The sequence below is a fragment of the Candidatus Phytoplasma melaleucae genome (genome assembly GCF_030588185.1).
GTDB lineage: Bacteria > Bacillota_I > Bacilli_A > Acholeplasmatales > Acholeplasmataceae > Phytoplasma > Phytoplasma melaleucae.
Map to the genome: position 1 here is coordinate 1 of NZ_JAOSID010000008.1, position 20,630 is coordinate 20,630.

Annotated in this window: 16 protein-coding genes and 2 pseudogenes; 6 read left to right on the forward strand and 12 right to left on the reverse strand. The window is 23.9% G+C overall.

The window, feature by feature from the left end; all coding sequences use genetic code 11:
- Nucleotides 1–172: 172 nt before the first annotated feature.
- The 3 genes from rnhC to OC680_RS01830 all read right to left on the reverse strand — a co-directional run bounded on the left by rnhC (nt 173) and on the right by OC680_RS01830 (nt 2,495).
- Nucleotides 173–1,084: a ribonuclease HIII gene (rnhC, locus tag OC680_RS01820; RefSeq protein ID WP_304515416.1), complete on the reverse strand. Its 912-nt coding sequence runs from the start codon at nt 1,082–1,084 to the stop codon at nt 173–175.
- 76 nt (nt 1,085–1,160) lie between these two features.
- Nucleotides 1,161–1,805: a uracil-DNA glycosylase gene (locus OC680_RS01825; protein ID WP_304515417.1), complete on the reverse strand. Its 645-nt coding sequence runs from the start codon at nt 1,803–1,805 to the stop codon at nt 1,161–1,163.
- Nucleotides 1,806–1,907: 102 nt separating this feature from the next.
- On the reverse strand, nt 1,908–2,495 hold the full coding sequence (locus OC680_RS01830; protein ID WP_304515418.1) for a S26 family signal peptidase: 588 nt from the start codon (nt 2,493–2,495) through the stop codon (nt 1,908–1,910).
- A 1,842-nt stretch (nt 2,496–4,337) separates the two neighbouring features.
- Here OC680_RS01830 and OC680_RS01835 point away from each other — a divergent pair.
- Entirely contained in the window at nt 4,338–5,459 is a 1,122-nt protein-coding gene (locus OC680_RS01835) for an AAA family ATPase (RefSeq protein ID WP_304515419.1), read from the forward strand.
- Nucleotides 5,460–5,876: 417 nt separating this feature from the next.
- Nucleotides 5,877–6,437, forward strand: coding sequence for a hypothetical protein (locus OC680_RS01840; RefSeq protein WP_304515420.1), 561 nt, complete (start codon nt 5,877–5,879; stop codon nt 6,435–6,437).
- A 555-nt stretch (nt 6,438–6,992) separates the two neighbouring features.
- Here the strand turns inward: OC680_RS01840 and OC680_RS01845 are convergent.
- A complete protein-coding gene (locus OC680_RS01845) occupies nt 6,993–7,700 on the reverse strand; it encodes a hypothetical protein (RefSeq protein WP_304515421.1) in 708 nt (235 codons plus the stop codon).
- A 359-nt stretch (nt 7,701–8,059) separates the two neighbouring features.
- On the opposite strand from OC680_RS01845, the gene OC680_RS01850 reads away from it, so the two are divergent.
- The 3 genes from OC680_RS01850 to OC680_RS01860 all read left to right on the forward strand — a co-directional run bounded on the left by OC680_RS01850 (nt 8,060) and on the right by OC680_RS01860 (nt 12,082).
- Nucleotides 8,060–8,977 carry a DUF2963 domain-containing protein gene (locus tag OC680_RS01850; protein ID WP_304515422.1) on the forward strand — a complete coding sequence of 306 codons (918 nt, stop codon included), beginning with the start codon at nt 8,060–8,062 and terminating at the stop codon, nt 8,975–8,977.
- 970 nt (nt 8,978–9,947) lie between these two features.
- The gene (locus OC680_RS01855; protein ID WP_304515423.1) at nt 9,948–10,271 is read left to right on the forward strand and encodes a hypothetical protein; all 324 of its coding nucleotides are present in this window, start codon (nt 9,948–9,950) and stop codon (nt 10,269–10,271) included.
- A 1,367-nt stretch (nt 10,272–11,638) separates the two neighbouring features.
- Nucleotides 11,639–12,082: a hypothetical protein gene (locus OC680_RS01860; protein ID WP_304515424.1), complete on the forward strand. Its 444-nt coding sequence runs from the start codon at nt 11,639–11,641 to the stop codon at nt 12,080–12,082.
- A gap of 753 nt (nt 12,083–12,835) precedes the next feature.
- Here OC680_RS01860 and OC680_RS01865 read toward each other — a convergent pair.
- The 8 genes and pseudogenes from OC680_RS01865 to OC680_RS01900 all read right to left on the reverse strand — a co-directional run bounded on the left by OC680_RS01865 (nt 12,836) and on the right by OC680_RS01900 (nt 18,855).
- Nucleotides 12,836–13,084: a hypothetical protein gene (locus OC680_RS01865; RefSeq protein WP_320411969.1), complete on the reverse strand. Its 249-nt coding sequence runs from the start codon at nt 13,082–13,084 to the stop codon at nt 12,836–12,838.
- A 485-nt stretch (nt 13,085–13,569) separates the two neighbouring features.
- Nucleotides 13,570–14,204 (reverse strand): annotated as a pseudogene (locus tag OC680_RS02240) (lambda-exonuclease family protein).
- A gap of 133 nt (nt 14,205–14,337) precedes the next feature.
- A complete protein-coding gene (locus OC680_RS01875; protein ID WP_304515425.1) occupies nt 14,338–14,697 on the reverse strand; it encodes an SVM family protein in 360 nt (119 codons plus the stop codon).
- 754 nt (nt 14,698–15,451) lie between these two features.
- Nucleotides 15,452–15,592: a hypothetical protein gene (locus OC680_RS01880; protein WP_304515426.1), complete on the reverse strand. Its 141-nt coding sequence runs from the start codon at nt 15,590–15,592 to the stop codon at nt 15,452–15,454.
- Between the two features lie 230 nt (nt 15,593–15,822).
- A complete protein-coding gene (locus OC680_RS01885) occupies nt 15,823–16,020 on the reverse strand; it encodes a hypothetical protein (protein WP_304515427.1) in 198 nt (65 codons plus the stop codon).
- A gap of 501 nt (nt 16,021–16,521) precedes the next feature.
- A pseudogene (locus OC680_RS02250) lies at nt 16,522–16,667 on the reverse strand (sigma-70 family RNA polymerase sigma factor); the annotation flags it as partial.
- Nucleotides 16,668–17,004: 337 nt separating this feature from the next.
- Complete coding sequence (locus OC680_RS01895; protein WP_304515428.1) at nt 17,005–18,330, reverse strand: rRNA adenine N-6-methyltransferase family protein; 1,326 nt, start codon at nt 18,328–18,330, stop codon at nt 17,005–17,007.
- A 123-nt stretch (nt 18,331–18,453) separates the two neighbouring features.
- Nucleotides 18,454–18,855: a hypothetical protein gene (locus OC680_RS01900; protein ID WP_304515429.1), complete on the reverse strand. Its 402-nt coding sequence runs from the start codon at nt 18,853–18,855 to the stop codon at nt 18,454–18,456.
- Between the two features lie 504 nt (nt 18,856–19,359).
- Between OC680_RS01900 and OC680_RS01905 the strand changes: the two genes are divergently transcribed.
- Nucleotides 19,360–20,630: hypothetical protein (locus OC680_RS01905; protein ID WP_304515430.1), on the forward strand; the 1,271-nt coding region annotated here is incomplete at its 3' end.

Below are 20,630 nucleotides of genomic sequence, written 5' to 3' on the forward strand. Positions count from 1 at the left end.
AAAAAAGCTATTACTAAGTTATCTTCGTATATAATATAACTTGGAATTTTTCTTTGGATAATATTGCTAAAAATAGTGGCCATATTATAAATTTCTCCTATATCATAAATTTCTAATTTAATTGTACAAATTAAATTATTAAAATGTTGCATACATTCTAAGAAATATAATTTTAAAACTTAATTTTGTAATTATCTTTCACATTCTTAAAATTACATTTGGATATTTTTTTTAGTATGTTTACTCCTTTATTAGAATAGATAAAAAATATTTGTTCATTAACTTGTTTAGTGGCTCCTAATTTCAAATTTATATTCATCAAATTACCTAATTTATTTATTTCTCTTAAAAAAAGATATCTAGCAATTATAGAAGCTGCAGCTACACTTAGATATGTGGATTCAGCTTGAGTCTGAAAAATGATTTCTCGGTGAACTTGTTCTGTGTTGCGTAAATAATGAAAATAATTGACAGGAGCAATAAATTGATCTAAAACAACGGGTACTTTTTGATTAATTTTTTTTAAAAGTTTTAGTATAATTCTATTATGTAATAAAGCAAGTATTTTTTTAATATTATGAATCTTTATTAAACAATTATAATCCAAAGGCGAAAGAATTTCACAACAATAAGGGATTTTCTCCATAATAATAGGAGCTGTTTCGAAAATTTTTTTTTTAGATAATTTTTTAGAATCTTGTATTTTCTTTTGTTTTAAAAAAATAGCATTTTTTGCAGTAACAAAAGCGCAACAAACAGTTATGGGACCAAAAACATCTCCTGTGCCCGATTCATCTGAACCGATATTATCATTTTGATTTTGTTGTGGGTTATGAAAACTACGTGCACTATGAAAATTAAAGCTCATATTCAACAGATTTTGAAGGTTTTCTATTTCTGGTTGGATATTCACTCCTTGTAATAAACAAGTTCCAGTATAAAAACATGTGATAGTTATCTTATTTTTTTTGATTAAACAAATAATTTTATCACTAAAAGAATTGTCTACAAGAAATTCTTTATAAGAATATTTAATTTTTTGAATTTGACATAAATTCAACTTTAAAGTGCAGTATGTTGTCATTCAAATTATCCTTTAGTAAAGCAAAAATTTATTTGTAGATACAAATATAAAGAAAAAAGCTTAGAAATCAAAATTATTAGTTTAATGCCCAATTAATTGGGGGAATATTATTTTTTATTAAATATTGATTTGTTTTAGAAAAAGGTTTTGAACCAAAAAAACCTTTATCAGCTGAGAGAGGCGAAGGATGGGCGCTTTGAATAATATAATTCCGATGTTGATCAATATATTTCTTGTAATTTTGAGCAAACTTGCCCCATAAAATATATACAATTTTGTCTTTTTTTTGTAAAAATTGTAAAATATTTTTGGTAAATTCTTCCCAACCAATGTTTTTATGACTTAAAGGATTATTTTTTTCTACTGTTAAAATGACATTTAACAATAAAACCCCTTCACGAGCCCATGAAGATAAATTATTATTATGAGCTTTTAGAAATAAATCATTTTGTAATTCTTTAAAAATATTCTGTAAACTATAAGGGGTTTTTAGATTACATACACTAAAAGCTAATCCATGAGCTTGATTTGCTCCCGGGTATGGATCTTGCCCTAAAATAACTACTTTGATTTTTGCCCAAGGAGTTAACTTAAATGCATTAAAAATATCTTTTCCAAGGGGAAAAATCTGTTTTCCTTTATATTGTTGTTCTTTTAAAAAAGTGAATATTTTTTGAAAATATTCTTTTTTCTTTTCATTGTTTATTATTTTCCCCCACATATTATTATATTTTCCTTTTTTATTGATTAATTATTAAATCATGTTTAATTCATTGTTTTCATTATATGTTTATTATTAAAATTTTGGGTCTTAAGGTTTATTTCAAGGTAAAAATATAATAGAAATGATAAAACCAAGAAGTAAGATAAAAGATATTATCTTTAAATACTCATTAGGAATAGTTAATAAATGTTTATACAAGATATTTTGATAAGGGATTTTTTTTTCAAATAAACACATAGCCTCATTGTTATCACCTTGGGTTTGAAGATATTTTTTTTCTTGATTATTATCAATAACTCTGTGAATAACTCTTTGTGTTTGAGCATTGTGATTTTTATATAAAATATCCGTAAAATACGTTGGATAATCATGGGGATTCACTTTAAAGACTATAATATCTCCGTTTTTTTCTCCTTTATTACTTTGTTTAAGTTTTATGCATTGTTCAGGAGACATAGCTTTCACTATAACTATGTCATTAGCTTTCATTGTAGGCCACATGCTATTAGAAGCCACATTGCAAAAAGTAAAAGGAAATATTTTCATAGTTATTTTTTCTGGTAAAAAAAAATTACCTAGCGAGACTAAAATCATATACAGCAAAACCAAATTACTTATATGGAAAAGAATATTACCGGCAAGTTTTATTAAATTAAAATTTTTTTTTATATTCTTAGTTTGTGTCATATCTACATAATTCCTAAATCCTTAGTAAATAATAATGATCATTTTATTTTTTAATTCGGAATTAAAAAATAAAAAATGAATAGTAATTTTAAGATTAATATCAATACTATAATATTTAATAAAATAATCCTAAAATTTTATATGAAAACGTATTAGCGATTCCGCGTAGCGGTTCACGTTACTGCACAAATATTATATCATAGTGAAGACTGAAAAATTACATATAATAAGTATAAGATAAACTGCTTTATGGTCAAAATTAATTAATTATCAAAACAAATTTGCAAAATATATCCACGAATGGTCTCTTCTTTTTCTATAAACATAAAACACTCGACGAAATAACTTCATATATATAACTTAATAAGAGAGACAACAAAAGATAGTATATTAAAAGGATATAATCCTTACTCATTAAAGTATTTCAAAATAAAGTTAAGATAACAATTAATTAAAAGAACTATAAAAAAGTTCTTTATAATTAGCCTAAAAAGTTTTTAAGTTATACCTAAATGAATAATTATTATTTTGAAATAATTAACTGCATTTTAAACATTTTCTTGCTATTTTGATGTTAATCCCATATTTTCTCTTTTTTGGATTGACATAAGAATATAAAATGATTTATAATTAAAAAACACCGAATAAAAAGTATAGGTTGATTTATTTGTTATTAATTATATTTGTTAATGATAAAACGAAGTTTTGCGTTTCTTATTCTAAAACTTATTGAGGTCAACATAGATATTTATTTTCATAAAAAACTAAAACATTAAACATAAAACGCAAGTAGAATAATTTTGACTAATCACCTTAAATAGAAATTTATTCTCATTAATTTCTTGCGATTGTTAGTAATTAATTTTTTCTTGTGTTAAAATTAGCGAGCATTGTTATATAAAAAACTAAAAAAATTTATTTTTAGTGTAAAGAAAAATGCTAATTAAATCATAAGTTATCAATATAACTAACAGATTTATTTATTATTATTGAGTATGGTTGTAAAATTAAAGCTAACAAAAATAGTTAAGAAGACATTTAGATTAAAGTATTTTTGGGCAATGTACATACACAATATATATAATGAAAAGTAAATTGATTTTAGTTAAATTTTTTATTTCTTAATGTATTCAGTTATCTTTAATTTGCGCAAAATAGATATTAAAAATGATAGCAACATAATTAATTAAATTTTAAGTAAGTGATAAATATAGCTAAAAATACAAGAAAATAATTGTTCTCATTTTGATTCTTATTCTTAAATTTATTTAGCATATTTGCGTAAGCAGAAAAAACAAAAAATCGAATTAGCTGCTAAATCACCTGTTTATTACAATTACAAAAATTGGTCAAAATTAAAGATAAATTAATTATTTTAAGTATTAATTATATTAATTAAAATATACATGTATAAAAAATTTATGTTATATAAAAAGAAAAGAATTAGATGAATCAAAATAAGATAGGGATTCAAACATCTTTTTCCAAATAAAAATAAATTTTGAAATACTAATATAACGCTTTTCTTCAACTATTTAACCCTAAATTATAAATATCGTAAAAAAATAATTTTTTTAAATATAGCAAATGTTCAGAAACTATACATATGATAATACAGGGAAGTCTTACATACACATAAATAAAAGATATATAAAAATTTTTACAATTAGGTAGGTTATATACTTAATTTGTGATTATAATTTAGATTTAACAAGATCATTAAGCTAAGTCTTTAAGACAATAATAAGTTTATATAATCAATAAGCTATTTTCATAAAAAAGTTTTTTATTTCAATTATTAAATAAGATAAATTAACTCTTAGCATATTAAGGAGAATAATTATGCCACAAAATAAAAACATAAAATTAACCAAGTCCCCTATAATCACAATTATTTTATTTTTTTTATGTCTTTGTTTAATTGCTTGTATTTGGACTTATCATCAAATCTTAAAAACTGACATAAAAATGGTAAATTTAGATAAGCAATTAAATAAAATGAAATTTTTAAATGATCATTTATTAAATCAAGTCATAAATACAAAAAGCATAGATACCAAAGACAGCAATGAAATAGAGAGAATATTTACTCCTATTGAACCAGAAAAATTACCTAGTTTTAATAAATTAATCGGATTTCAGAAAGAAAAGAAAGTTTTAGATGGATTTATTGATTATATCCAAAACAAACAAAATTATCGGGGAATAGGAGAAGTTGAAGCTCCTTTGGGTATTATTTTATATGGAGTGCCAGGAACAGGCAAAACTACTTTAGCAAGAGCCTTAGCTAAAGAAACAAATTTGCCATTCTTTGAGATAAGTAGTTCTTATTTTTCCCAAAAATATAAAGGCTTAGCGCCTCAAATGGTAAGAGATTTATTTAAAATAGCTCGAGAGAAAGCAGAGGCAAATAACGGAGCTATTATCTTTTTAGATGAATGTGAAACGATTTTTACTGATTTAGGTTCGTTAGAAATAGGATCCGAAATCGCCAACGTTGTTAACCAATTTAAAAGCGAAATGACATCTTTAGATAATAATCCAGAAAAACCTATTTTTATTGTTGGAGCAACGAATCATATTCAAGAAATTGACAAAGCTATTAAGTCGCGTTTTACTTATAATATTGAAGTAGAAACAGGCAATAAAGAAGAAAGACAACAATTCTTAGAATTTTTAATTAGAAAACGTCAGAATCCTTATAGTCCAGAAGCTAAACATTACTTATTTGAAGTAATTAACGAATCATTGGAAAAATTGAGTAGTGAAGATTTAAGTTTAAGAGCTAATCGTAAATTAGAAGATCTTTTGAAAGAGGCTGTTTCTATTTTTGCAAGAAATCGCACAGAAAATGGGGGGATACCAAGACAAGAAATTAATAAAAAAGATTTAAGACAAGCTTATAACACTGTTATTTCAAAAAATAATGAATTAATAGATGAGTTAGAGCAAAGATTTGAATAAGGCATAAAAATAATCCTGAATTTTAATTTAGAGTTTTTTATTTATAAATTGGTTTATAAAAATCATAAAATTATAAAAAAGTTACCAATAAAATAGATAAATTTAATTAAAATACTCTGAAATATTCTTTTTCATTATTATTTCTATTTTAGAAGAAACATCTTCTTGTTGATGTAGAGTAGCATAAACTTAGATATATGATAAGTATATTTCAAAAATTAAAATAAAATTATAATAAACTAAGATTTGGAATAAAATGTTTATTGTTATTGTTTTTAAATAATCTTATTTAAAACAAAAAGAAGAAAAAACAATTATAAACTCCATTTGTTAATTTAAAATTTTTTAAATTGAAGTAATAAAATGTATAATTAAAAAAGTAAACTAATATTTTATCATAAGGAGAAATGTTAAACTATGTATTTATTTAACTATAAAAAAAGTAAAAAATTTCTTTTTATTTATATCATTACTATAATGGTTATGATATTCAGTATCTTTTTTTATATTAAATTTTATTTTAAAACTAACAAAGAGGCCCGATCACAAACATATCAACAAATAAAATCAGAAAAAAAACTAAAAAAGATAATTAAAAACGATAAAGATGAAATAAAAACAGAAGAAATAAACAAAAAAATTTCTAATCTTTTAGAGAACACGGATTATAAAGGTAAAGAAAGCATTCTTAGTGATGTAAAAGAAATAAATAATTTTCATCAAGAACTAATGTTGCAAGTAGAAACACAAAAAAGTAAATTTCAAACTGAATTAAAAAAATTAGAATTTAAACAACGAAAAATGCAATATCAAACACAAAAAATAACAAATGATTTGCTCTCTCAAGGTAAAGCTCTTTGCTCTAGTGTAACATTTAGAGAATTAAAAAAGCAAGAAATGCAATTAAAACAAAAAATTGACGCATATCAAAATCAAATTCGTAAGTTAAAAGAAGAAGCCCCGAAGAAAAATCATTAAATGATATTGATATTGACTCTAATAAACAACAAATAATTGGCTCTCTCGTAAAGCAAAGGTAACAGTAAAAGATCTTTGCCTAAATATTTCGCAATGTAGAAAATTAAAAAGGTAAGAAACTAAATTAAAACTCCAACAACAACAAATATCCAAATCAAATTTGCAGTTTATAGTCGGAAAAAATTAGGGAAACTAACAAAATTATATAAACTCAACGGAATATTTTAGCAAAATTATTAGTTTTGAAAGTTCTTTTTTATATCCTTTTGATAAACAACATTTTGAGTGTGATTAAAATAAATATATTTTAATAAATCAATAATGAAAAATATAAAAAATATTTATAACTAAGTGTAAACTTTTTTTTACAAATTAATAATTTGTTTTATAAAAATAATTGCTAATCTAACTAAAAAATCAATTAAAATTAATTATAAACTAAAAAAGTATAACTTATTAAACGACACAATCTTTTGCTTGAAAAGTAGTTAAAATTTTAACTTCTGATTCTTAAGAAAATGTTAACTATTATTTAGTAATAATATGTTCTTTCTTTTAAGATGCAAATTCATCATAAATATTTTTTATTTTTTTATGCATAATTAAAAAAATTAGACAATTAATTAAATTACTCATGACAACGGGAATTATATTTAAACTCCAAAACAATAGAATAATTAATTTTTCTTTATTCATAAAACTATTTAAAATCATTATAAATTCATTTTGAAACATCTTATTTTTTATCATTTTTTTTATTATTTCTAAATAATTAATATATCCATTAATTATTCTTGAGAAACTTTGCACAGTTGTTATCAAAAGAAAAAAATATAAAACTTTTTTTTTATTAAAAAATTTATAATTTAAAATAAAAGCAAAGGCAAAACTAATAATAGGTATAAAAGCCCCAAATAAAAGATTGCTTATCAAAAAAACATATTGTTTTGAAACATGATATGACACTAATGAAGTTTTTAAAAATTCATAAGTGTTTATATATCGGATTATTGAATATAGCAAACAATCTATAAAGAAATAAGTTAAAATCAAGAATAAGACATAATTTAATTCAAATAAATAACCTATAAATAATAAAGGCAAATACCAAAAAACCCAAAGAGTTGAATTCATAATAGGTATTTTATTTATGTTATGTATTAAAGAGTAATTTGCATTTATTTGTGCTAATAAAATGGATATAGCAATTAAATTAGCTCCTAAGACTATTTTTTTGATATGAGCTTTATTTATTATACACATATGATTAAACCTTATTCCTTATTCTTTTTTGATAAAGAACTATAACTTTGTTATAGCAGATTATTTCTAAATTTATTTAATTAAAAAAATAAATGTCTTAAAGTAAAAAAAGTTGTTCGGTTAAATTGTAACAAAAGAATTCATATCTTATACTAAATTGTCGTTCAAGTCTAATCTTGCAAAAAAAGTCTTTCAAAAAAACAGAAAACTTTTTTTTTATGTTGAAAAAACTCTTGTTTTAGGTTGAGCATGATTAAAAAGAAAATTAACTTGCTGCTAACAAAGTTATAAAAAGAAATTATATTTTCTATTTTTACTTATAAGTATTATTTTCATTTAAGAGAAAGGCCCCAAATAAAATGATTATAAATTTATCACAAAAATTTTACTGGACGATTCCTTTTATAGTTATCGCTGTAGTTCTTCTTGGATTGATTAGCGGCGCCGCTTTCTGTTATCATAAGGAAACCAAAAAACGAGTACCCTGTTTAAAAACAGCGGATATACCACGAGAAGCTAAGCAATTAACCCAAGCTTTAGAAAGTATTCCTTTTGAAGTAGTCCAAGCTGATGGCATCAAGGAATATTACAATTATGACCCCCACAACGGGGGTAAAGAAGACGAAACTAGTTTTAATCCACAAGGGCAACTTGTTTCGATCGCTGCTTATGAGCCAGTAAGTGGCCATTTAATCAGTGAAACTTATTATCAAGCGGATACGAACCAAGTCGAATCGATTTTAGAATATGATCCAATAACTACTAAATTATCACAAAAAACTAGTTATTATCGTTTAGTTAATCAAGATCCCAAAGATAATTGTGTTTATAGTAAATGCATCGAGAAATATGATAAGAATGTCGGAAGAATATTACAAACAACTTATTATGAATCGCCTAAAGAAGAAGATCTTATTTCTAGAAAAAAAGTTTTTTTTAAAGATAATAGTTATTTAGATATAAGATATTCTCGCTTTTTAGGTATTTCTCAATTTCCTCGTATTGATTATATTGATAAATATGATTCTCATGGCGAGTGCTATTTACGTGATATTTATTTTTATTATGATAGCGAACTTAATAAAAATATCAAATTAAAATTTATTGAGGAACAAATTATAAAATCAGATCAAAAATATTGCGTTTTAAAATTTATATACTTCAATAAAGAAGGCGTTTTAGATAGAATTATTGATATTTGCGATATAGATATTAAAAAAGGCGCTTTTAATGAGAAAATCTTTTACATAGATAATAGCCCTTTTAAAATAAACTAACTAGTATAAAAAAATCTTTGGCAACTAATAATTTAAAATAGTTAAAAACGCCCAACTTTCAAATTAACTGATAAAATTACTGAATTAAAAAATAGTTTTTAATCGCAACTTAAAGATAAAAAGCTAAACCAAGAAATTTTTGATGATTGACAAACCCAAATCGACCAATATAATAAAGAAAAAGCTGCTATTAAATCTTAAATCCCTTCTTTATAATTAACACTATCTATTTTAGAAAATGAACTTTAATAATATAAATAATACTCCACCTACGTATTAAAAAGATTAGAAATTATGGATAAAATCTAATACACAATCGGAATTAAATAAATTAAATATTAGATTAGAAACTTTAAATAACATAAAAAAATCCGTAGAAAAATCATTAAATAAATTAAAAACAGATTTTGTATTTTGGGATGAACAAACAAAAAAATATGTAAAACAAAACTTAAAATTATAGAAATACCAGTTAATAAAGATAATTATAGATTTGAAGATTTAAAACATGGAAAAATCATTTTTAAAAATGAATCAGAAACTATAAAATATTTTTGTTGTGATAAAAAAGGCAATAATATGTTAAAACTTGTTGAATCAATTTGTAAACATGGATATTTTCCTAATAAGAGTTTAATAGTTATACAATAAAACAATAAATATAAAGTTTTAGATGGAAACAGAAGATTAACCATTATGAAACTACTTAATAACCCTGATTGAACGCCAGAAGAAAGCAAAAAAAATTCAAAAATATTGTTTTGATAATAAAAAAAACTTTACTTCAATAGAAGTTATAAAATTTTTTTCAAAAAAAGATGCTTATGAATATATTAGAAATCAACAGTCCAATAATGAAATGTGATAGAAATACTCAAAACATTAATAATCATAAACATTTAAATAAATCAATGCCTTTATATTACAAAATATTAAAAAAAATTTTGATGCAAAATTTTTTCATTATCAAATGAAAAAAATATATTCAACATTGGAAAGAATAATAACTGAAGAAAATTTAAAAGATAAAATTCTAATTGATAAAGATTATAAATTTACTGATGATGTAAGAAAACAAAAATTTAATCATATATTAGAAGATGCAATAAATGATAAAATAAATACTAGAGATTTAAATACTCAAAAAGATCAAAAAAAATGTTTAGATAAAATAAGTTACGATATTAATAATAATCAAAAAATAACAAAAAATATTAAAAATAATGATAAAATACAAAAAAGTTCTGAAATAAAAGAAAATAAAAATGAATATAACAAAAAAATAAATATCTAATTAGTGATCTTAAAATTACTGATAAAGAATTTTCAGAATATTCAAAACAAGGTATTAATAAAATTATTAAAATATCATTCTGGGTTTAACAAGAAGAAAGGAACAAAAATTTATAAAAAATTATTAATAACTACTTTATTTTTAACAAGAACTTTTTATGAACAATCTTTAAAAATTTATTTAAAGATATATCATGCTGAATAAATAGAAAATTAGTCAAATCAAATTCTACTACAGGTATAAATTTATCAACAATAGTTAAAACAATAATAGAAAATATAAAAAATAAAAAAGAAATATTTAATAAAAAAATCGATCAATTAGATATGAATAAAGATGATTTGTGTCATAAATTTATAAATACTATGGGACATGAAACCAAATTTTTCACTTATCCAATAGACAAAGTAGAACAGTATACTTCTGGATATATGTATGAATTATATTGAGTCAAAAAAAGATTAAAAAATAATGAAAAATTATATACTTCTCTCAGATATCCAGAAGGAAAAGCTAAAATTATATTCTTTTATTACTAAATTAATTCAAGATAATTTTTATAATCAACCGTATTACGCTGAACCTTTTTGTGGAGATGACATTCACGCTGAACCCTTATTTTGTTACAACTATTTATCATGTTAATCATGCCCAAAATCACTTTTTAGTCCTTTAAAATCTTATCTTTTCTTGGAAAAAAACTTGTTTGGCATGCTAAAAGTTGTTGAATACAATTTTGCCGTTACTAGTTCTTTTAAAGACAAAAGAATAAAACTATTTTACTTCTTCGCTTATTAGCGAAGCAAAAAAAGTTAAAAATTCATGAAGAAAATAAAAAAATATTTTTATTAGTCGCAAAACTTACGGAAGATGCTAAAATAGTTCTATATTCGAAAAGGTAAGGTAATATATGTTAGTTAATCAACAAATTGAATTATTACAAACAGTCATTGACCTAATTTAAAACCCACCTTAATCCTTTTAGTTAAAAACTTTAATGATTATCTAAATTTTAAAACTGTTAAAAATAAAACGACATCTTTATTATTTATTGGTGTAAAACTCAAAAAGTTAAAAATAAACGCCACTAAAACCAACAACTAATTAACAAAAGAGTGGGGTGGTTATCATAAATCACTTTTTTATATCGGACTATTTTGACCAAATTGTTAATCATAAAGTTATTTTAAAAATTATGAAAACCCATCAATGGTTAATGAAATGACGTCGTCCACACACCAAACAATAAAAGCTTTGCTAACATGTTGAATTTAAACCCAATTTAATTAAGAAATATTTTCAAACCGATCAACTGTTAACCAAACTTTATACCGATTTAACTTGTTTTACTACCAAAAAAAGGTTTATTGTGGATTTCAGTAATTTTAGATGGTTATCATAACCAAATTTGGAGTTTAAAAACCAGTTTAAAACCGAATTTAAAATTAATTCAAACGACTTTTCGAGCGCTACCTAAATTAACCAAGCCTTGTATTATTCATTCTAATCGCGGTGACGGTTATAATAGTCGTTGGTGGCAACATCAATTACAACAAAAAGTTTTTTTAATCAGTATGTGGTGCCTTGGTTGTCCTAATGATAACGCTCCGATGAAAGCCTGGTTTAGTAATTTAAAAGGCTGGTTTAAAAGTCGTTATGGCGATTGGTACAACTATTATTTTACGGAAATAATTCAAAAAATTAAAACTTTTAAACGTTTTTATAATCAAAAATGGCTCGTAAAAAAACTGAATTACCAAAGCCTCCTTAATTATTTAAAAAAATATCAATTAAAAACTAAGATGACTTAATCAATTTCAAATTACAACTAAATAAATGATTATTTGTTAACAATAAAAATTGCTTTTTTATTAAATATATTTGCAATAGTATAAAAGACAATTATGTTTTTGTCTAACGCAAAACAATTCCTGATCATTATTTATGCTAGGTAAAAAATTTTATTAAAAAAAGGAGTTAATTTGGAATGAACGATTTTATTAAATTTATTGAAATGGGATTATTTTGTTTCACTTTATATGAGATATTTTTTAATGGTTTAATTCCTTTAGTATTTCGTATGTTTGAAAAATTATAGTTTGCATCGCTTAAAAAATAAAAATATTCAAACTAATATTAATCATCTAAAAAAAACTGCTTATGTTCATTGGTAGGCTTTGATTCGATCATTATTTACTTTTATTGCAATATTGAAAGATGTTTATAATTGGCGTTTTGGTTATAATACTTTATATAAGAAGTTTAAGAGAATTATTAAATAGCAATTCAGCGCTTTCTGGGTTGATGTTATGACAGAACATTAACATTAAAAATTAATTATATAATTAAAATATCTAAAAAATTATAGCGACGAAAGAATTTATTTATATCAATAATTATAATGATAATGATATCTCGATAATATCAAATATCGAATATCATTATCATTATCGATATAATATATCAAATATCACTCTTCATTTAAACCAGTGTTTGACAAAATATATTAGAAGAGATAAACTGTTATAAAAATGTTAGTAAAATGTTATAAAACTGTTAATGAATTAGTTTTTTTGTTTTGGAGATATATTTATCATAGGATGGATTTTTTTCACCTGATAACTTTGTTTATCTTTAGTGATAAAAGATGTAATGTATTTTAAATCTTCTTGCTGATAATAAAGAATATTTAAACCTTTTTTATAATTAGTTTTGATAGGATGATTAAATTTATCTAACTTGTGACGATTTAACGAGTATAACTGTAAAGTTTTTAATTTAGAAATCTCGATTTTACCGATTAGTTCTTTCATATGATCTTTTGTCGCACCTTTATAATTAATTTGAAAAATATTAAAATGATATGATATACTTAAATTGTTAAAAATTTGATAATTGGTGTTATTTTAATACGGATAAACATGGTAAGGAAAGTTAGACTCCAACCAACAGTCGATCAAAATTATTTTATTTGAATTGATAGATGGTATGATTTCTTCTTATTGGGTTTGGGTCATGTTGGTAAAACTTAATAAATAACGAGTTTGGTTGGCTAAATTTTTGTGAGTTAAAAAGATTTTACGGATTTGGGATCCAATAGAGGAACTACCTAATCCTTGAAGTATCATTACTTCTTGATTTTGGGCTTGGAGTTTTGCTTAAATTTTTTGGATGAGCGTGGTTTTATCACTCCCATCTAACCCTTCGAAAACGATTAATTTCATGACTTGATTTCCTTTCCAATGAATTGAGAGATAAAAAAAGACCTTTCCAAAGAAGGTCTTATTTGGTTATTTAATTATTTAATTTTGCTTAATTGTTTTAAATAAGTGGTTTGGAATAATTCTTGTTTAGCTAGATTTAATAATCCTAAATATTTTCGGCTATCGGCCAGCATTTTTTTCACAAATTCATTGTCCTTATAGATTCGGACCACATGGTAATTAGTATCGTTAAAATAAACTAAGAAATAAGCAAATTAGCTTGTGAACAATATAATTGGCATTGTACTTTTGGGTCCAGTAATATTTAGGAAAGGGGGTTTTACTAGAATGAGCTAAAAATAAGGTCTAAGTAATAGTGTTCTTCGTCCGCATAAGGACATTTAATTTCTAATAAAGCGTTAGTTTATTCATTAAAACCATCAAGACTGACCGAAAACATAGCAAGTTCATCATCAGTAAAGATGGTATCAGGAAATTTTAAATTAAGGTGTTGTTCTACAAAAAGAAACGTGCTACAGGTTCGGTTTTTGAACCATATGCGGTATATCTATTCGCGGTAAAAGGAGTCCTGAACAGTTTATCATGAACTAATTGGGTTAAAGAACGGAACGGATCTAATCCTGTAAGACTCCCGATTTCAGAAGCATTAATATATTTTTTGACGATGGTGGAACTATGTTTTTGTCCGTTTTTTTAAATTAATTTTCATGATTAATTACGCTTTCTTAAAAATTTTTTTAATCAAAAACTTCAATCTTGTAAGAGATAAAAAAAGTAAAAGGTGTGTGTTAATAAAAAAGACCCTGGGATGGTCTTTGGTTTATGATTAGAATTTAATTCTTTTAATTTCTTCTAGAATTATTTGAAGTATTTGAGTGATTATTAGTTCTTTGTCGTTGAAATTGTTCCCTAAGAATTAATTGTTGATTTATTGTAGTTATTTGTTCTGAAACTAGATCTATGGCAGCTACGATATTTTGCATTCTCATTAAACGTGTTTCATTATCTAAATTTAAATTATTAAAATTATTACTTAACTGTTGCAATAAATTACCTTGTTCTTCTGTTAGCTGTTTCATTCTTGCTTCTAAGTCTATTCCAGGGGCTGCGAATAAAAAATTGTTGTTTGTACATATTAATAATCCTAAAAAAATCAATGCAAATAATTTCAATAAGTATAATTGTTTTTTAAATTTAAACATTAATAAATAACTCCTTTTTTGATCCCTCTACTAAAGAAATTTTGTAGAGGGATTGTTTTTTTGTTCTCTAATTGACTAATTTTAACTTTAAGTTTTGCATTTGGTCATTTTGTTTTCTATTCGTTAATATATCTATTTCCTAATTCTTTCCCAATACCTTCAGTTATTCTTTCGTTCATATTATAACCTCTTTTTTAAAGCCCTCTTGTTCTTGCTTTAGGAGGTGCTTCTATTTCTTTAGTATTAAATTTCTTCGTATAAAGAGTTAAGTATTTTTTAACTGGGTTAAAGCAGAGATAACTAGTGTCTCCTGATTTTATGTCCTTGTTCGTTGTCTTTTTTAGTACAATATTCAACTGATTCCATAAAAAAGTCTTTATCTTCTTCCAAACAACCATTTAGGGTTTTGTAGCAAAGTACATGTAGTAGTTGAGAGACTTGTTATCAATAAATTATTAAATTTTGAAAAAATTTTGTCTGATTTTGGGATAAATGCATCGAAATATTCAATTTCGTATCTATCTTTCCATTCATTAAAAAGGGGGTTTGCATAATCCGGTGGGTTCGAGGTCTTGATATTATGAAAGCATATTTCTTAGCTAAAAAGATGAAACTGCCCAAAATAGCGATGATCCAAAGTATAATAACATAAATTATATAATTATCACTTTTATCAGCTTTCTTTTGGTATATTTTTTAGCTATTAATTATCCTGTTAATATTTGATTATGTGACGATTCTGCTTGGTATTGGATTAATTATTTATTTCTACTTGTAATTTTGTTTTTTCTTGAGTTAATAAAGTTTTATTATTTGCTAACTCAGCTATTTTTTGGTTTAATTTTGCTTGCTTAGTTCTTATTTCAAGGTTTATATTTAGTTTTAATGTTTGCAACGTTATTTAATTTAATATTTACATGTTTTTGGATAAAATATATACCTAAAGAGCCTATAGCAAAAAAAACCTCAAATAAAGTTGTAATGATTATTATTCCTATAATAAAAATAATTTTCTAACTCCTACTTTGTTCTTGTGCTTATAATAAAATAATTATTTTATATAAAATAATTATTAATCTTATTTTACACACAAAAGCAACTAAAATCAAGTCTTCATCAATAAATTCATCTACTAAGGGCACCATTTTTTAATTGCATTCCAGTTGCTAATGACAAAAATAGCAACACCAATTGCGCCCTAATATAACCCCCCCCACACACCATAGTTCCTACTCCTGGAATTGGAATAAGAGTAGTTCTTAATGCAGCACCTGCCTGTGTGCCCGAAGTAGTGTTTATTCCTATTTCTATTCCCGCTCGCAAATTGACTACACCTTTTTACCAACCTTTGGTTCTATTTTAAAATTCAATTGTACTTTGGCCTGCTTCAGATACTCTTTTTTTTAACTCTGCAACCTCTTTCTCCTTCCAATATTATTTTCGTGACTTAGCGGCTTTTTCTTAGCTTCTAATTCTGCTTTTATTTTGTCAATATAGTGTTTTAATTCTTGATTAGCACCACTTAACCCACTATTGGCTTCTTCTAACCCTCTGATGATGCCTTCTAATTGAAGAATCTTTTTACATTGTTCAGCGAAAAGAGCTATTTGTTTGTCTAATTCATCTGTTAATCTTTTGATTTCTTTGGCTTGGTCTTGAATAGTTTGTTGTCATTGGGTGATTTCGGCATCTTTTTCTTTGATGATAGTTTTTAATTTAGTTTCATTTTTTCTAAATTCGTATTTTTGTATTTTAATTCTTTTATGGCAGATTCTTTGGTGGTTAATTGGTTAACTAAAGCTTTATTATCATTACCATTTTAACTAAGTCATCTTTAGTTAAAACGCGGGGATAATATTTAAATTTATGAACTATTTTGTTCACTAATGGATAATGAAGCTCAATTAATTGATTCCGTATTTCTAGAACTTTTTTTAAAAAAAATCTTTAAATAATTTTGGCCTCAACATTCAATTCCTTTCTAAAACATTTTTAAAAATGATAAGAAATTATTTTTTAGTCTTGAAGAGAAAAAAGATTAACTTAATAGTTAGCCTTAAAGAATTTTTGAAAAATACAAAGTGTCTAAAGTTTTGGAACACCTGCCAGTCTTTAGAAACAATAAATTTACAAAACCAACCTATTACGCGCCTATTTGTTTTAGAAAATAACTAATTTCAAACTTATTTTTTGGTTTTTATTAAGAGAAAAAAGAAAAAATCAACTTGTCACTAAGTAACAAGTTGATTCAAATAGTATTTGAATAATGCTTTTTTCTAGATAAAACCATTTCTAATCGGTAAATAGTTAAATTTTGGAGTATGTATAAACACTTACGGGCATAATAATTGCTGAAATAAAAATGAAATTAGAAACTCTTCTTAAATTATTTAGTATTCTATTTTTTTTTTCGAATAATTTAAAACGGTAATGCATATATTTGATATTATTTTTTGTGATAACTGAAACGATACTATTATTTAATTGTTGAAAATCTTGTTCATTAAAAATTCCTACAGGCAAAGTTGACACAATTCCTTTTATCTGATTTGTTTCTATTTTTTCCTCTTTTAATAATCTTTCAAAATAAGCTGCATTTCCTTGAATTATTTTTAAACTAGGGAAACGTTCGTGCAATTGTTGACATAAATAATAATCTATTTCAATAGCTATAATGTTTTCAACACCAAATTTTTCTATTAAATATTGTGTGATGTTGCCCGAACCGGAACCTAATTCTAAAATTTTTTGGTTTTGTTTTTTTAATTTTTCAGGAGTTAAATTGCTAATGTTTTGAAAATATTCCGATATTTCTTGGGTTTCAGGGAAGATAGCAGCTCCCATAGTTTTATTATCGAAAATAACTTTTTTAGCATGTGCCCAATCTTGTGGTTGTAATGTTGAAGTAGAAATAACAAAGAAAAAGAAACATAAAATGAAAGTCTTTGCCCAAAGATATTTTTTAATTTTTTTAAAAATGATAATCGCTAACGTTAGCAGTGAATAGGCTAAAAATATTTTTAGACAAGCAATATAAAAATGTTTTTGATCATTAGGATTAATAAATATTTTTGCCAAAAAAAATCTTTTTGGAGCATGAAATAAGCAATTTAATAAATATTCTTGGCCAATATAAAATAAAACTGGAACAAAAGTAAGTATTCCTATATGATAATTATTAATGTTAAAATAGCTACTTCTTAAATAAAAACAAGTAAAAAAGAGAGGAATTAGAATATATTCTAAAACATATAAAATAATGTTTAAATAAAATATATTTGTAGAAGGATAAATATTCCAATCTCTGATAAAAGATCTAAAACACAGAGTATTTATTAAAGTGCTGGTTACGGAACAGAACCCTAAAATATTTTTTACCCTATTATCAGGGTTATAAAAAAAAAATAAGCAAGTTAGTAATAGTAAAAATATACTTTGTTTGGAAAAAGAGAAAAAATAATACCATTTAAAACGAATAAAGCCGTTATTTTGTTTTTGATAAAGGATAAGGCTATGTACAATACCTAAAGATAAACTTAAAAATATAATTAGTAAAAGTGCTAAAAAGAAATAGTATCGATGCTTATGATATAGTTTTTGTTTTTGAATATTATCTTTTAATGTTAAATACATGTTTGTTCTTCTTTCGAATAAGTTGGAAAATATAAGTTTGAGAAAGCTTTCTTTCTTGTATCTGTTTTTGCATCCGAATCATTTATATAAAAAAATCATTTTCAAACGTTTTTCAAAGTTATGTTACGGGGATGGTAAAATATCATTAAACCAATTTTTAATTTTAATAGGAATAATAAATTTAAATACATTCAAAGCAGCGCATAGAATAGATAAAGATAATAATATACTACTTAAATAATTAGATCTCATTTTATAGGTAATATTAATAGTTTTTTCGCTTTCTGCTATTGTAGTAATTTTGTTAAGTAATGATAAATATAACGCATCGTCTATATCTATAAAAAAGATATTGTCATTTTGATTTTTAATTTCGATTCTTTTATAAGAATCTTTATTAAAAAAATTACCTCCTATTTCTTGAATTTGTATTGATTTTAAATTTTTTTTTTGAGTAATTTTTTTAATCATTTGATTAAAGGAAATCTTATCACCTGAAGGAATTTGCATTTCATAATATAACATTTGCGAAAACCAAATTAAAAAAATAATGATCAAGAATATGTTGATAATAGTGTTTAGTAAATCATAACTAATGTTAATAGTTTTAGAAAATTTTTTTTTAATTTTTTTAAACCAATTACTAGCTTCTTTAATCAGACTTCTGATACACCTTTACTAATTAATTTTCGTTAACATATACAAGTGTTGCAATTTTTATAAAAAAAACACTTTTTAAGATATAATACCCAGTGTGTGTAGATATTATTTATGTAAATTGGCTGGTTAGTATTTATAATTAAATCAACGCTGTTTCAAAAATTTTATTATACAATCCAATTTATTTTAAATATATTTTATTTATATAATTAATTCCATTTTCATTGCAAGAAAAATATAATAATCTATTTACTTATATATTATATAATTTTATTTGTCTGTCATTCTATATTATAAGTTTCAATTGACCATAAACTGCTGTGGAGTTGGTAAAAATATAAAAATATATGAAAAAATATACAAATAAACTTGATAGAAAAAGGTATTTATTTGCTGAAATTACGTAACTATAAAATATTTGTTTTTATCTTCTTTTTGATAAGTTTATTTTTATTTACTATTCTAGTAAAACTAAAATCTTTACAGACAGATAAAAATACAAAGAGAATTTATTATGATATAGCTAGAAAAATAATTATAACAACCGATTCTGACAAGAATATAAAAGAATATAATGCTTTAACTGGGTCTTTAATTAAAGAAATTTTATCTCAAGGTCATATAAAAAAATATAACGACCAAAATATGATTATTGATGAAATTTTACCAAATAAAACTCGGTTAATATACGAGTATGATGCCACAACAAACCATTTAGTTAAACAAAGAATATTAAGTGCGAATGAAATAGAGTATAACCTTATTTCAGATAAAATTCGCAAAATCACTTTTTCTGATGGAACTATTAGAGAATATAGCTCAGATGATTCAGATGATTTAATTCTTAAAGAAACTTTACCTGATGGCACTATTAAACTTTATAACCAAAAAGAACATACATTAAATATTATTTGGCCTCAAGGATACACTATTAAATATGATTTAAAAACCGGATTCTTACTAGAAAAGACTGGATTATCAGGTAATATTGAACAATATATAACTTGTTTAGATAAAGAAATTTTACCTAATGGTATCACAAGAAAATATAGTTCAGATATTATTCAAGAAACTGCTTTAGACAATAAAATTAAGAAGGAATACGATCTTAATACAAAAAAATTAAAAAAAATTATTTTTCCGGATGGTTATATACAAGAATATAGTTTATATTTTAATTTTTTGCAAAAAGAGATTTTTCCTGATGGAACCACAAAGGAATATGATAATTATCAAACTTTTCTCATTAAGGAAACTTTATCAGATAGAACTATTAAGAAATATGATATTCATGATAAGATTCTTTTCCAACAAATAAATCCGGATGGAAGTGTTCAGAACACATTGCAAAAATTTGATTCTGTTACTGGTCAGTTAGAAGAAAGTATTTTGCCAGATAATACTATAGTCAAATTTAATCCTGTTAAAAAAGAAATTATGAAAATGATTTGGCCTGATGGCTCAGCTAAAGAAACTATTTTTGAACGCGATCCTCAAACTCAAAAAATAATTAAAATTATTTTTCCTAATAATCATATTCAAGAATTCCATCTTATAACCAATAATTTAATAAGAGAAAGCTGGTCTGATGGTAAATTCAAAGAATATGATCCTATTAATTCTTGGATAATCAAAGAAAA

Bases quoted from the DNA above. Each gene is read 5' to 3' on its own strand.
- rnhC (WP_304515416.1), bottom strand. From the start codon at position 1,084: ATGACAACATACTGCACTTTAAAGTTGAATTTATGTCAAATTCAAAAA.
- OC680_RS01825 (WP_304515417.1), bottom strand. From the start codon at position 1,805: ATGTGGGGGAAAATAATAAACAATGAAAAGAAAAAAGAATATTTTCAA.
- OC680_RS01830 (WP_304515418.1), bottom strand. From the start codon at position 2,495: ATGACACAAACTAAGAATATAAAAAAAAATTTTAATTTAATAAAACTT.
- OC680_RS01835 (WP_304515419.1), top strand. From the start codon at position 4,338: ATGCCACAAAATAAAAACATAAAATTAACCAAGTCCCCTATAATCACA.
- OC680_RS01840 (WP_304515420.1), top strand. From the start codon at position 5,877: ATGTATTTATTTAACTATAAAAAAAGTAAAAAATTTCTTTTTATTTAT.
- OC680_RS01845 (WP_304515421.1), bottom strand. From the start codon at position 7,700: ATGTGTATAATAAATAAAGCTCATATCAAAAAAATAGTCTTAGGAGCT.
- OC680_RS01850 (WP_304515422.1), top strand. From the start codon at position 8,060: ATGATTATAAATTTATCACAAAAATTTTACTGGACGATTCCTTTTATA.
- OC680_RS01855 (WP_304515423.1), top strand. From the start codon at position 9,948: ATGAAAAAAATATATTCAACATTGGAAAGAATAATAACTGAAGAAAAT.
- OC680_RS01865 (WP_320411969.1), bottom strand. From the start codon at position 13,084: ATGAAAGAACTAATCGGTAAAATCGAGATTTCTAAATTAAAAACTTTA.
- OC680_RS01875 (WP_304515425.1), bottom strand. From the start codon at position 14,697: ATGTTTAAATTTAAAAAACAATTATACTTATTGAAATTATTTGCATTG.
- OC680_RS01895 (WP_304515428.1), bottom strand. From the start codon at position 18,330: ATGTATTTAACATTAAAAGATAATATTCAAAAACAAAAACTATATCAT.
- OC680_RS01900 (WP_304515429.1), bottom strand. From the start codon at position 18,855: ATGTTATATTATGAAATGCAAATTCCTTCAGGTGATAAGATTTCCTTT.